Source organism: Leisingera sp. M658, from assembly GCF_025144145.1.
Taxonomy (GTDB): domain Bacteria; phylum Pseudomonadota; class Alphaproteobacteria; order Rhodobacterales; family Rhodobacteraceae; genus Leisingera.
Window position 1 is genome coordinate 2,826,370 of sequence record NZ_CP083546.1, and the last position, 13,431, is coordinate 2,839,800.

Annotated in this window: 14 protein-coding genes; 4 read left to right on the forward strand and 10 right to left on the reverse strand. The window is 63.2% G+C overall.

Going from position 1 to position 13,431, the window contains the following annotated elements:
* Positions 1-28 precede the first annotated feature (28 nt).
* From nusB to ribB, 3 genes are read right to left on the reverse strand one after another with little or no spacing between them, the layout of a single operon-like run.
* On the reverse strand, positions 29-511 hold the full coding sequence (gene nusB, locus K3724_RS14075) for a transcription antitermination factor NusB (protein WP_259986167.1): 483 nt from the start codon (positions 509-511) through the stop codon (positions 29-31).
* Positions 508-1,059 carry a 6,7-dimethyl-8-ribityllumazine synthase gene (locus K3724_RS14080; RefSeq protein WP_129371563.1) on the reverse strand — a complete coding sequence of 184 codons (552 nt, stop codon included), beginning with the start codon at positions 1,057-1,059 and terminating at the stop codon, positions 508-510. The genes nusB and K3724_RS14080 overlap by 4 nt, the downstream gene beginning before the upstream one ends.
* A 1-nt stretch (position 1,060) precedes the next feature.
* The gene (gene ribB / locus K3724_RS14085) at positions 1,061-2,188 is read right to left on the reverse strand and encodes a 3,4-dihydroxy-2-butanone-4-phosphate synthase (protein WP_259986168.1); all 1,128 of its coding nucleotides are present in this window, start codon (positions 2,186-2,188) and stop codon (positions 1,061-1,063) included.
* 194 nt (positions 2,189-2,382) lie between these two features.
* Here ribB and K3724_RS14090 point away from each other — a divergent pair, with 194 nt between their 5' ends.
* A complete protein-coding gene (locus K3724_RS14090; RefSeq protein ID WP_259986170.1) occupies positions 2,383-3,435 on the forward strand; it encodes a proline racemase family protein in 1,053 nt (350 codons plus the stop codon).
* Between the two features lie 164 nt (positions 3,436-3,599).
* On the opposite strand, the gene K3724_RS14095 is transcribed toward K3724_RS14090, so the two are convergent.
* Complete coding sequence (locus K3724_RS14095) at positions 3,600-4,187, reverse strand: riboflavin synthase (RefSeq protein ID WP_259986172.1); 588 nt, start codon at positions 4,185-4,187, stop codon at positions 3,600-3,602.
* A gap of 163 nt (positions 4,188-4,350) precedes the next feature.
* Here K3724_RS14095 and K3724_RS14100 point away from each other — a divergent pair, with 163 nt between their 5' ends.
* The 3 genes from K3724_RS14100 (at position 4,351) to K3724_RS14110 (ending at position 8,891) form a co-directional block, all read left to right on the forward strand.
* Complete coding sequence (locus K3724_RS14100; protein WP_259986174.1) at positions 4,351-5,643, forward strand: capsule biosynthesis protein; 1,293 nt, start codon at positions 4,351-4,353, stop codon at positions 5,641-5,643.
* A gap of 95 nt (positions 5,644-5,738) precedes the next feature.
* Positions 5,739-6,872: a polysaccharide biosynthesis/export family protein gene (locus K3724_RS14105; RefSeq protein WP_259986183.1), complete on the forward strand. Its 1,134-nt coding sequence runs from the start codon at positions 5,739-5,741 to the stop codon at positions 6,870-6,872.
* Positions 6,873-6,878: 6 nt separating this feature from the next.
* Positions 6,879-8,891, forward strand: a complete 2,013-nt coding sequence (locus K3724_RS14110) for a capsular polysaccharide biosynthesis protein (protein WP_259986185.1) — start codon at positions 6,879-6,881, stop codon at positions 8,889-8,891.
* Positions 8,892-9,072: 181 nt separating this feature from the next.
* On the opposite strand, the gene ribD is transcribed toward K3724_RS14110, so the two are convergent.
* The 6 genes from ribD to K3724_RS14140 form a co-directional block, all read right to left on the reverse strand.
* The gene (ribD, locus tag K3724_RS14115) at positions 9,073-10,149 is read right to left on the reverse strand and encodes a bifunctional diaminohydroxyphosphoribosylaminopyrimidine deaminase/5-amino-6-(5-phosphoribosylamino)uracil reductase RibD (protein ID WP_259992643.1); all 1,077 of its coding nucleotides are present in this window, start codon (positions 10,147-10,149) and stop codon (positions 9,073-9,075) included.
* A 20-nt stretch (positions 10,150-10,169) separates the two neighbouring features.
* Positions 10,170-10,637, reverse strand: coding sequence for a transcriptional regulator NrdR (gene nrdR, locus K3724_RS14120; RefSeq protein WP_027259687.1), 468 nt, complete (start codon positions 10,635-10,637; stop codon positions 10,170-10,172).
* A gap of 122 nt (positions 10,638-10,759) precedes the next feature.
* Entirely contained in the window at positions 10,760-11,176 is a 417-nt protein-coding gene (locus tag K3724_RS14125) for a secondary thiamine-phosphate synthase enzyme YjbQ (RefSeq protein WP_259986200.1), read from the reverse strand.
* A gap of 60 nt (positions 11,177-11,236) precedes the next feature.
* Entirely contained in the window at positions 11,237-11,662 is a 426-nt protein-coding gene (locus K3724_RS14130; protein WP_259986202.1) for a hypothetical protein, read from the reverse strand.
* Positions 11,663-12,548: 886 nt separating this feature from the next.
* A complete protein-coding gene (locus K3724_RS14135; RefSeq protein ID WP_259986204.1) occupies positions 12,549-12,950 on the reverse strand; it encodes a hypothetical protein in 402 nt (133 codons plus the stop codon).
* A gap of 106 nt (positions 12,951-13,056) precedes the next feature.
* Complete coding sequence (locus K3724_RS14140) at positions 13,057-13,353, reverse strand: hypothetical protein (RefSeq protein WP_259986206.1); 297 nt, start codon at positions 13,351-13,353, stop codon at positions 13,057-13,059.
* Positions 13,354-13,431: the final 78 nt, after the last annotated feature.

Sequence of the window (13,431 nt, forward strand, 5' to 3'; positions counted from 1 at the left end):
TTCTCCATCGAAGTCCGGAATTACCGCCTTAGAAGGCTTCCGGTTTTGCTTCGCGTGCCATGTGGTCCAGCACCGCGTTGACGAATTTCGGCTCTTTGCCCTCGGGAAAGAAAGCGCGGGCGATGTCGACAAACTCGTTGATCACCACTTTGGGCGGGGTGTCGGATTGCGTCAGCTCGGACCCCGCGGCGCGAAACAGCGCGCGCAAGGTGGGATCGATCCGGGCAATCGGCCATTTCGCCACCAGGGCGCGGTCGGTCATCTGGTCGATCTGCGCCTGGTGGTTCACGGCTTCGCGTATCAGCTTTCGGAAGATTTTGTTATCCCCCTCCGCCATCTCGTCACCCTCATAGACAGCGCCAAAGCGGTGGTCCTCAAACTCGACGATCACCTTGTCAAAGGTGAGGCCGCTGTGTTCCATCTGGAACAGCGCCTGCACAGCGTAAAGCCGCGCTGCCGATCTCATCTGATTCTTGCCATTGCCCTTGGGGCGGCTGTCCTGGGTGCTCATACGCTGGTGGATCCGTTGTCTGTACCGGCGACCTGGTACGCCCCTGTGGGCGCCTTGAAACCGATGCCTTTGGTCTGGGCGCCCCACTTACGCGTGAGTGCGATCAGATGCAAGGCCGCAGCTGCCGCACCGCCGCCTTTGTTCTGATCGGCCGTATCAGCCCGCACTTCGGCCTGTTTGCGGTTCTCCACCGTCAGGATGCCGTTGCCGATGCACAGGCCCTGCAGCCCCATCAGCTGGATCGCGCGGCTGCTGTCATTGCAGACGGTGTCATAATGGGTGGTCTCGCCGCGGATCACGCAGCCCAGCGCCACGTAGCCGTCGAAATTCGAGGTCCGGTCGGCGATTGCAATCGCTGTCGGCACTTCCAATGCGCCGGGCACTTCGACGATCTCGAAAGTTCCGCCTGCGGCTTCGATCTCGGCTGCGGCGCCGGTGACCAGATTGTCGGCGATATCCTTGTAATAAGGCGCGACAACAATCAGCATCTTCACCGGCTTGTCGAACTCGGCGCGCGGCAGGGTGTAGTGGGTTTCATGTCCAGCCATATCAATCGTCCTTCAGAATGGGGCGGCTGCCGGTGATGGACAGCCCATAGGCATCCAGCCCGACATATTTGGTCGAGGGCGAATCGGTCAGCAGAACCAATTCGTTCAGCCCCAGGCTTGACAGGATCTGCGCGCCGATGCCGGTCTGTTTGATGGTCACGGTCCGCGCGCCGTCTTCCTCATTGGCATAAAGCGCGTTGCGGGGCTGGCGGAACAGGGTCACCACACCGCGGCCCTCTTCGGCGATGATCTCCATCGCGCGGGGCAGCTGGCGGGCTGATTTCGGGCCAAGACCCAGGATGTCCGTTGCCTCATGCAGCGCATGGGTGCGCACCAGCACCGGCTCCGGCGTGGTAATGTCGCCCTTGATCATCACCACATGCTCAATGCCGTGGGTCTGATCGGTAAACAGCCGCATCTCCCACTCGCCGCCGATTTCCGAGGTCACGGTCTCGCGCGAGGTTTCCGTCACCAGATTGTCGTTGCGGGCGCGGTAGGTGATCAGGTCGGAAATGGTGCCGATCTTCAACCCGTGCGTCGCGGCGTATTCCACCAGATCGGGCAGACGTGCCATGGTGCCGTCTTCCTTCATGATCTCGCAGATCACCGACGACGGGTATTGACCTGCCAGCCGGGCCACGTCGCAGCCGGCCTCGGTATGGCCTGCACGCACCAGCACCCCGCCCCGGCGCGCGCGCAGCGGAAAGACATGGCCGGGGGTGGCGATGTCGGCGGCGGTGTTATCGGGATCAATGGCAGTGGCCACGGTCAGCGCCCGGTCGGCGGCAGAGATGCCGGTGGACACGCCTTCGCGCGCCTCGATCGAAACTGTGAAAGCAGTCTCATGGCGCGACGAATTGTGCAGCGCCATCATCGGGAGGCCCAGTTCCTCGATTCGATCGGCAGGCAGGGTCAGGCAGATCAGCCCTCGGCCGTGGGTGGCCATGAAGTTGATCGCCGCCGCATCGGCAGCTTGCGCCGGGATCACCAGGTCGCCTTCGTTTTCGCGGTCCTCGTGATCGACCAGGATGAACATACGGCCTTGGCGGGCCTCCTCAATGATGTCTTCAATCGGGCTGATGGCATTGCGCAATTGCGCCTCAACCGGCCCCGGTGTTTCAAAGCTCATGTAGCAGCCTTTCGATGCGCAAAGGCAGCACGCCTGGCGCTGCGGGTTCTTTCCCTGCCAGATAGCCCACAGACGGGGCAAATGCCAGTCCCGCAAACGGCACCGAGGGGTCTGGACGCGGCCTGTGCACCTGTGCACAAATGATTTTGGATCCAATCCATAGGTCCGGGGTTACATCGGGAAGGGAGAGACAGATGCGCGCATCCCGCATTATCCAGGCGGTTGAGGCTCATGCCGAGGGCGAACCGGGCCGGGTGATCACCGGCGGCATGCCGCTGCTGAAGGGCCGTTCGGTGTTCGAAAAGATGCAGGACATGGCGGCCAATCATGATGATATCCGCCTGCAAATGCTGCGTGAGCCGCGCGGTAATCCGGGTCTTTGCGGCAATGCGATTGTGCCGCCCTGCCATCCGGAAGCGGACGCCGGGTTCATCATTTTCGAGCAAACCGAATACCCGCCGATGTCCGGCTCCAACACCATCTGCGTGGTGACGGTGCTGCTGGAAACCGGCGTGGTGGCGATGGTGGAACCGGTGACCGAGCTGGTGCTGGAGGCCCCCGCCGGGCTGATCCGGGTGCGGGCCGAATGCCGGGATGGCAAGGTGACGCGGGTGGAGTTTGAGAATGTGCCGGCCTTTGCGGTGCATCTGGACGCGCCGGTTGAGGTTGCAGGTCTTGGCACTGTCACCGTGGATGTGGCCTGGGGCGGGATGTTCTTTGTGCTGGCCGAGGCCGGGAGGCTGGGGATTTCCCTCGATGCAGACAATGGAGCAGAGATCGTGCGGGTGTCGGAAGCGATCCGCCATGCCACTGCCGAGCAGCTGCCCGTAGCGCATCCTGAAAATCCGGAAATCACAGGGCCTACGATCACCAACCTGTGGGGCGCTCCGGTGGCAGATGGCACCCACGGCCGCGGCGCCATCACGATTTCAACAGGCCCGTTCGACCCGAAGCGCCCGCAAGACGCCAGCGGCATCCTGGACCGGTCGCCCTGCGGCACCGGCACCTGCGCCAAGATGGCGGTGCTGCATGCGCGCGGACAGCTGGAGATCGGGCAGGACTATGTGAACGCAGGACCACTGGGCACCACGTTCACCGGGCGTATCACAGCAGAGACGCAGGTCGGGCCATACCAGGCCATCATCCCCACCCTGTCCGGCCAGGGTTGGATCTACGGGCTGAGCCATTACACGCTGGATCCCAGCGACCCGTTCCCTTTGGGCTATACCGTTGGCGACATGTGGTGACGCGCGCCGCCCCGGCGGCGCGCCACGCCCAACGCTTTGGGGAGCACTTCAGTGCTGCTCAAGGGGGCGGGAGCGTTTGTATGTGGCGGGATGAGGGGCGCTGCCCCTCGGCCTTACGGCCTCACCCCGGAGTATTTTTGGAACGATGAAGAGGCTGCGCCGTTTTAGCCGGCTTCCTGCAGACGCGCGACGTAGCGGGCCAGGGTGTCGATTTCCAGGTTGATGCGGTCCCCGGTTTTCACATCGCCCCAGGTAGTGACCTCCTTGGTGTGCGGGATGAAGTTGATACCGAAATCGCAGCCGTCCACGTCATTCACCGTCAGTGAAGCGCCGTTCAGGGCCACCGATCCTTTGGAGGCAATGAAGCGGGCCAGGTCCTGCGGCGCGCGCAGGGTGACGCGGGTGCTGTCGCCCTCGTCTTCCATCTTCACCACTTCGGCAACACCGTCCACATGGCCGGACACGATATGGCCGCCCAGCTCGTCGCCCACTTTCAAAGCGCGCTCCAGATTTACCCGCTTGCCCGTGGTCCAGCTGTCCAGGTTGGTCTTGGAGACGGTCTCGGCCGAGACTTGCACGTCATACCAGTCTTCCCCCAGCGCGATCACTGTCAGGCAGACCCCGTCAGAGGCAATAGAAGCGCCGATATCAATGGCCGCCGTGTCATAAGAGGTGCGGATGCGGGCGCGCAAATCGCCTTGCTGCTCCAGTTCGGTGATGGTGCCAACGTCCGTGATAATGCCTGTAAACATGGGTCCGCTCCCCGCAGATGATGTGCCGATGCTGCCGCAGAGGTAGCCAAGCTGCGCGCGCTCCACAAGCCCCGGCTTGCCTTACCGCCCCTCGCGGCCATAGTTTCGCCCCAGTCAATTGTTAATCAATCCTTGAGACTGCCACCGTATTTATGACACCGGGATGTCACGCCACCTGATGAAACACCGCAGCTTTCTGTTCCTGCAAGGCCCGCACGGGCCGTTTTTCGCCGCCCTTGGACGATTGCTGCGGGCTGCGGGCTGTGATGTGGCCCGGGTGGGGTTCAATGCGGGCGATCAGGCCTTCTGGCGCAGCAAAGACAGCTATTTGCCCTTCACCGGCAGCCTTGAAGATTGGCCGGAAGTGCTGGCCGGGCTGCTGGAAAGCCGCAGCATCACCGATATTGTGCTGTATGGCGACACCCGCCCTATTCACGCCAGCGCGATCAAAGCCGCGCAGCAACGCGGTATCACCGTGCATGTATTCGAGGAAGGCTATCTGCGCCCCTATTGGGTAACTTACGAGCGCGGCGGCGCCAATGGCCATTCGCGGCTGATGGAGATGGATGTTCCGCAAATGCAGCAGGCGCTGGCGCTGTCCGACATGGAGGCGCCGCTGCCCCCCGCACACTGGGGCGATATGCGCCAGCATGTGTTTTATGGCGCGCTGTACCATTGGTTCGTGATGTTCCGGAATGGCAAGTACCGCAGTTTCCGGCCGCACCGGTCATTGACGGTGACCAAGGAATTCCGGCTGTATCTCAAGCGGTTGCTGCTGATGCCGGTCCAGGCGCTGGAGCGCCGGCTGGCAGAGCGGCGGATCCGCAATGGCGGGTTTCCCTATCATCTGGCGCTTTTGCAACTGGAGCATGACAGTTCCTTTCAGATGCACTCGCCGTTCTCCAGCATGGGCGAGTTTCTGGAAGAAGTGATCCGCGGCTTTGCCGAAGGCGCCCCGCGCCACCATCATCTGGTGATCAAGGCGCATCCGTTGGAGGACGGCCGGGCCCAAGTGCGCCGCAGCCTGCGCCGGCTGGCGCGCGAGCACGGCATCGAAGACAGGGTGCATTATGTGCGCGGCGGCAAGCTGGCACAGCTGCTGAACGAGGCGCGCACCGCGGTGACCGTCAATTCCACCGCCGGCCAGCAGGTGCTGTGGCGCGGCATTCCGCTGCGGGTGTTCGGGCGCGCGGTTTACGGCAAGCCGGAGTTTGTGTCCGAGCAGCCCCTGGCGGAGTTTTTTGCCGCCGCCAGCCGCCCGGACAGCCGCGCCTACAAGGATTACCGTCGGTTCCTGCTGGAAACCTCGCAGGTGCCCGGCGGCTACTATTCCCGCGAGGGGCGGCGCCAGCTGCTGCGCCAAGTGGCAGACATGATGCTGGCGGACGAGGACCCCTATGACGCGCTGCGCCTGGGCACAGCGGCACCGCGGCAACAGTTGCGTCTGGTGACCTGATACAGCTGCGCCCAAAGACTGGATTTTTCCCTGCTGGCAGGTTAGGTTGCCCCTAAAACTTGAGGCAAACAATAATTGGTCGAGGAGACCGAGCAGTGAAATCCGTTCCCCTTCGCTGGGCGCGTCCGGTGGCGATGCTGGCAGCATTGGCCCTTGCGGCCTCCTGCGGGCTGCCCAAGGTCGGCCCCAACAAGCGCCAGATCTTTGCCGGTTCCGTGCAGCGGGAAGGCGATGCCTTCATCGTCTCCGTCAACGACCGCGTCGCCCGCGCCACCGCCGTGGTGCCGGCGCTTGGCTTTTCCTCCGGCTTTACGTCTGCCGGCCGGCTGACCTCGGACACTATCCGTCCTGGCGACGTGCTGGGCCTGACGGTCTGGGAAAACGTGGATGACGGGCTGCTGGCCGCCGAAGCCACCAATTCCACGGTGCTGGAAGAGGTGCAGGTCGACAGCGCCGGCTATATCTTTGTGCCCTACGCGGGCCGCCTGCGCGCCTCTGGCAATACGCCGGACCAGCTGCGCGAGACCATCACCAAAAAGCTTGAAGACCAGACCCCCGACCCGCAGGTGCAGGTGCGCCGTTTGGCCGGTGACGGCGCCACCGTCAGCCTGACGGGCGCCGTGGGCGGCCAGGGTGTCTATCCGATTGAACGCCCCACCCGCACCCTGTCGTCCATGCTGGCCCAGGCCGGCGGCGTGACGATCCAGCCGGAAATTGCCCAGGTCACCGTGATCCGCGGCCAGGAAAAGGGCAAGATCTGGTTCCAGGACCTGTTCGACCATCCGGAGCTGGATGTGGCCCTGCGCGGCGGCGACCGTATTCTGGTTGAGGAGGACACACGTTCTTTCACCGCATTGGGGGCGACCTCGGCCCAGGCGCGGGTGCCTTTTGAAAGCCAGGACCTGTCGGCGCTGGAAGCCATTGCCCAGGTTGGCGGGCTGATTTCCACCGCCTCTGATCCGACCGGTGTCTTTGTGCTGCGCAATGAGCCGGCCGAGATTGCCAATCAGGTGCTGGGCCGCGATGATCTGATCGGCGCGCAGCGTTTGGTTTATGTGCTGAACCTGACTCAGCCGAACGGGCTGTTTGTCGCCCGCGATTTCGTGATCCGCGACGATGACACGCTTTATGTCACCGAAGCGCCGTACACCCAATGGACCAAGACCATTTCGCTGCTGGTGACACCAGTGGGGTCGCTGTCAAGCGTTTCCAGCGCCGTAGGCGGTTAAACCGCCATGCATCAAGGCGCTGGCCAGCACAAAGCCGGGAGCATTGCATCCCGGCTTTTTGTTTACAATGGCGGTTTTCTGACCCAGCGCCGGGTGCGGCGGATCCTGCAGCTTTGCGGCTACCGCATCCAGCTGGGATTGCCGCAGGCCGAAGATCTGGTTGGCATCTGGGGCGCCTCGCCCACAGCGCACCGGGGCCTTGCAGTCGCCGAACAGCGCGGCTGCGGATTGTTGCGGGTCGAGGATGCCTTTCTGCGCTCGCTTCACCCCGGCCGCGCAGGCGAACCGCCCATGGGGCTGTTGCTGGACCGGTCAGGCATGCATTTCGATGCGGCGCAGCCCTCGGAGCTGGAACAGCTGCTGGCCAGCCATCCGCTGGATGATGCACATCTGATGCGCCGGGCACGGGATGCGATTACCCGGCTCAAGAACGCGCATCTCAGCAAATACAACGCCTTTGATCCTGCGGCGGCGGTGCCGGACCCGGGTTATGTGCTGGTTGCGGACCAGGCACGCAACGATGCCTCGGTCACTGCATCGCGCGGCGACCGGGCGCGGTTTCTGGAAATGCTCGCCTTTGCCCAGGAGGAGCACCCGGGCGCGCGGGTGCTGATCAAGACACATCCAGAAACATTGCGCGGCTACCGGGCGGGATATTATGATGCGCAGGACGCTCAGGGGCGGGTTGCGCTGTTCACGGGAAGCGTGTCGCCCTGGGCGCTGCTGGAAGGGGCCGTGGGCGTCTATACGGTATCGTCGCAACTGGGGTTCGAGGCGATCCTGGCAGGTCACAAGCCGAGGGTCTTCGGCCAGCCGTTTTACGCGGGTTGGGGGCTGAGCATTGACGACGCCCCGCCCCCCCGCAGGCAGCGGCGGCTGACACGGGCGCAGCTGTTTGCCGCAGCGATGATCCTCTACCCAAAGTGGTACGACCCGTTCCGGGATGAGTTGTGCGGGCTGGAGACAGTTCTGGATAACCTGGAGGCACGGGTGCGGGCCTGGCGGGACGACCATCCCGGCTGGGCGGCTTCTGGTATGCGGATGTGGAAACGCAAGCCGCTGCAGAAGTTCTTTGGCGCCGGGACGCGGGTGCTGTTCACCGAAGACCCGGCCAAGGCACAAGCCAGCGGACGCAAACGGATGGTCTGGGCCGGCAAGGCGGATGCGGCGCATGACGGTGCTGTGCGGGTGGAGGACGGCTTTCTGCGCTCCCGCGGGCTGGGGGCGGAACTGGTGCCACCGCTGTCGCTGGTGGCTGACCGTCAAGGGATCTACTATGACCCGCGCCAGCCCTCGGATCTGGATGGGCTGATTGCCCGCAGGGTTGAGATGACCCAGGCCGAGGCGTTACGGGCCGAGCATCTGGTGCGGTCTCTGATCCTGGACGGGGTGTCGAAATACAATCTTGGCGGCACCGCCCCTGCCCTGCCCCAAGGCCGCCGGATCCTGGTGCCGGGCCAGGTGGAGGATGACGCCTCAATCCTGTGCGGAGCCGGAGCGGTGAAGACTAACCTGGATCTGCTGCGCGCGGTGCGGCAGGCCAACCCGGACGCGGTGATTGTCTACAAGCCGCATCCGGATGTGGAGGCAGGCCTGCGCAAAGGCCGGGTTGCAGCAGAGGGGCTGGCGGATGCGGTTGCCTCCCATGCGGACCCCATGGCCCTGCTGGCTGAAGTGCAAGAGGTCTGGACGATAACCTCCCTTCTGGGGTTCGAAGCGCTGCTGCGCGGGGTGCCGGTAACCACGCTGGGAACACCGTTTTATGCAGGCTGGGGGCTGACTGCCGATCTGGCTCCGGCGCCAGCCTGGCGGCAAGCCCGTGTCACGCTTCTGGGCCTCGCCCATGCGGCGCTGATCGACTACCCGCGCTACTTCGACCCGGTGACCGCACAGCCCTGTCCGGTGGAGGTTGCAGTGATGCGTCTGCGCCAAGGGCATCTGCCGCATCCGGGGTTAAGCAACCGGCTGTTGTCCAAGCTGCAGGGGCTGTTTACCACCTACGCCCATCTCTGGCGTTGATCGGCGGCCAGCTGATCGGGAACCCTCCCGCGCCCGCAGGACATCCTGGCTGACGCCAGCCCGCCCTTGGCGGCCTTGGGCGTGGCCCGGCGCGCAGCGCCGGGCCACGCCCAACGGAAGCGGAGCATGTTTCATGCTCCAGTGACGGGCGGGAGAGCCTGCTCTGCACGGAAAAGGATGATCAGCGCAGCGCGCGGGTCCAGCGGTGCAGGATGTCTTTGCCGAGGGGACGGGTTTCAACCAGCTCAAACCGCGGCGCTTCCTCCAGCCGGCCGATGCCAAGCGCACCGATCGACGGCAGACCCTCGGCCCCGATCCCCAGACCCGCAGTGAAGCCGATCAGCTCATCCACCAGATCAAATGCCAAAAGCGATGCCGCCAGCGCGCTGCCGCCTTCGCAGAACACCCGTGTCAGACCCGCCTGCCCCAGCTGCTGGAGCACATCCGCCGCGTCCAGCTGTACCCCGTGCGACGCACAGGGGATCAGATTGGCACCCAGCCCTTCCCAGGCCTGAATGCGTTCATGATCAGCGCCGTGGCCATGGCAAAGCCAGACCGGCACGTCCTTGGCGGTGCGGGCCAGCTGACCCATCAGCGGCAAGTCCAGATGGCGCGAGATCACCACCCGCACAGGCTGGTGCTCCACCCCCAGATCGCGCACGGTCAGCGAGGGATCATCAGCCCGCGCAGTCCCGCCGCCGACCATCACCGCGTCATGGCGCGCGCGCATCGCGTGCACGGCGCGACGGGCCTCCGGTCCGGTGATCCATTTGCTTTGGCCCGATCCGGTGGCGATGCGCCCGTCGAAACTGGCGGCCAGCTTCAGGGTCACCAGCGGGCGGCCCTGCTCAGTCTTCAGGAAGAAACCCGCGTGATCCCGCGCTGCCTGTGCCCCCCATATTCCGGTGGCCACATCGATGCCCGCATTGCGCAGCATCTGAAATCCGTGCCCCGACACCCGCGGATCGCTGTCCTCAATCGCGGCAACAACCCGCGCCACACCGGCGTCAATCAGCGCCTGCGCACAGGGCGGCGTTTCGCCGTGATGGGCGCAAGGTTCCAGCGTCACATAAGCCGTGGCACCGCGTGCGGCCCCGCCGGCCTGCGCCAGTGCTTCAGTTTCTGCATGGGGGCGGCCGCCCGGCCTGGTCCAGCCGCGGCCCACCACGCGGCCGCCCTGCACGATAACACAGCCCACTGCCGGGTTCGGCCAGCAGTTGCCCTGCCCGCGCCGTCCCAGGGACAGCGCCAGCGCCATGAAACGGTGATCAGCGTCCATTATTCTTCCGGTGCAACTGGCGGGCGCAGCTCGTGAACAAAATCCTCGAAATCATCCGCCGCCTGGAAATTCTTGTAAACGCTGGCAAAGCGCACGTATGCCACGGTGTCGATCCGGGCCAGCGCTTCCATCACGATCTCGCCGATTTTCTTCGAGCCGATATCGGTCTCGCCCATGCTTTCCAGCCGCCGCACGATGCCCGAGATCATCTGATCAATCCGCTCCGGCTCAATCGGGCGTTTTTGCATCGAGATGCGGATCGAGCGTTCCAGCTTGTCGCGGTCGAAATCCTCGCGCTTGCCGCTAGTTTTGATCACCACAAGATCGCGCAGCTGCACCCGTTCGTAGGTGGTGAAACGGCCGCCGCAGGCCGGGCAGAACCGGCGCCGCCGGATCGAAACATGATCTTCGGCGGGGCGTGAATCCTTGACCTGAGTGTCGATATTTCCGCAAAATGGGCAGCGCATCCGCCTGCTCCCTCAATCCTGTCAGCCTATTGTTTGTGCCGGTGTTTGCCCGGTTATCCACAACTATAGGCTACCCTCCAGAATTTGGGTAGTGGTGATTTATGGCCGCTAGATAAAGAGGTTCAGGCCAGATGCACGGCCACATGCCGCTGGTGCGGACGATCGCGATGTTCAAACAGGTAAATCCCCTGCCAGGTGCCCAGCACCAGTGCACCGCGGCTGACAGGGACCGACAGGCTGACTGGCATCATCGCCGCTTTGATATGGGCGGGCATGTCGTCCGGCCCCTCATAGGTGTGGCGCAGATAGGCCATTGCGGGATCGGAGGAAGGCGGCACCAGGCGCGAAAAGAAGGCCCGAAGGTCGGTCTGCACCTCGGGGTCGGCATTTTCCTGGATCAGCAAAGAACAGGAGGTATGGCGGACAAACAGGGTCAGCAGCCCATCCTGCAGGCCGGACCCGGAAACCCAGGCCTGCACGTCGCGGGTGAACTCATAAAGGCCCTGCCCGCGCGTCGGAATGGTGAACTCATACTGCATAAATCATTTGTGGCGGAACCCGGTTCGGCTGGCAACCGCCACGGCCGGCGAAGGCGGACGCTAAGGCAACCAGCGGTCCCGGCCGGGCAGCCGGTCATAACAATAGGTTTGTGCAGCCGTCACATGCAGATTGTCACCTGCCTCGCGCACATTCAGCGACAGGCTGGAGGACCGGTCAGGAACACCAGGCGGCAGGCCAAAGGCGAATTGCACCGCTTTGCGCCCCGGCCGGTTGACCGAAGGCCCGACCCCGCGCCAGACATAGATGCGCTGGTTCACCGGCGCCCGCAGCTGGCGGATCGCAAAATCACCGATACCGCACCAATAATCCTGCGCGCCAGTCCCGACCCGGGCCACCACTTCCCAGACGCCTTCGGACACTGGCAGCACCTCATGGCGGTTGATTGCCCGCCAGGCAGCGCTTGCTTCAGGCAATAGGAGAAGCGCCCCGGCCAGACCGGCAATGGCTGCAATGCGTTTGGTCATCTAATTCTCCTTGTTTCAACAGCCGCCAGATATCAAGCAGGCCCTGGCTCAGGGACGCCCCGGCAGCCTGTCGCAATAACCAAAAGCCCGCTGCACACTCATGCTTTGGCCGGCCTTCAGGCTATTGATATTGCCACGGCTTGCCCCCGGCGCCAAACCCGCATTCAGGGTGAATTGAACCGCTGATACGCGGTTTGTTGTCTCGCTTGCCCCCAACCCGCGGGTGATAAACAGATCCGCCTTCCACGGCGCTCCTAGGTTCCGCTGGGCATGATCTGCTGCAGCACACCAGAAGAATGCACCGGCTGAGATTTTCGGCACCACCTCAAAGACATCTTGCGATACTGCATTGATATGAGCCGCCCTGCGGTCATTCCAGGCCGCGGCCGGCTCTGGCAGAAAAAACGGCAGAGCGGTGGCGAGAGACAGGACAGATATCCAGATTTTCATGTCGGACCCCTTTCAGTTATTGTGCGCCGCCCGGCAACCAGGCAGATACCGAAAAGTGTAAGGAGAATTGAAACACAAGCGACTCACACTGCTGTGCGGTCACTGTGTCAAGTCACGCCCCGGCTCTTTCACACCGTTCTCAAGGCCATCGACATTTGAGAAAACTCCGCTTTGTCAGCCCCTTAACTACAGCACGGCAGGGACAAGCATGAGCTGCGATTCCACCTGAAACGTTACTTCGGCGCAAACGCGACGGGGGTTCTATCCGGGCAGCAGCTCACGCTCGATGACACTGTATTGCGAAGGATGCTGCAGAAGAACTGGCATTCCATTGCTACACGCGGATTGCGCAGCTACCGGAGCGACCGGCATCAGTAGACAGCCAATTGTCATCATACAACGTCACATCCGCGCAAGTTCAAATGCTTCGAATCCATTACAACGCCGGCTCATTCACGCAATAGCCGTATCCCTGCTGCACCGACATGCTTTCCCCGGTACGAAAACCCAGCGACAGCCAGCCTGTTTTGGGTTCGACACCGCTCCGTTTCGGGTAGAGCGTGAACTGCACCGACGACCGGCGCCCTGTGGTGACGCTGACATCCCGGCCCCGCACCACGTAAAACCGGTCCATCCAGCCAGCGCCCAGCTCGCGGCGGGCGTATTCGGCAGCTGCGCACCAGTAATCCCAGGTCCCGCCGGAGCCGCGCGGCACCACCTCATAGACCGTGTCATTGACCGGCAGCACCCGCACGCCGCGGTTGGTAATGAAGGCATCCGCAGCTGCGGGACTGGAAGAAAGACAAGCCAGGATGGCAGCGCAAAGGAGGTGTTTCATTCGGAAATATCCCTGTGTTCGCTTCAACATAGGGATTTGCCGCAGCGGCTCCAATAGACCGGCAGCACCTTTGCAACCACCTCTCGCAGATGTGTGAACGCCCGGCTTAGGCGCGGGGCGGGAAGGGAATGATCTCCGCACTGTCCCGCTGATGGCTCAGCACGCCTTCCAGAATGGCCAGCGCTGCAGCATTCGGGAGGGTGCCAGTGTCCGGGTGGAACTTTTCGCGCGCCTGCCGGCGCAGCATATCCTTGGTCTCAGCACCATCCATTTGCTTAAGCGCATCCCCCTGATCCGCCAAAGCCTCGACCATGAACTGGTTGGCAGTCACCAGATCATTCAACGACTGAAGCTTTGCAGTCAGCGCCAGCAGTGCCGTGTTCATATTGGTATGTGCAGACATTTTCTCCCCCCCGGAAGGCCAATGGGCAACAGCATCGACTTTAAAGGCCGATGCCGCGCCGGGCAATGACAGGGTTAG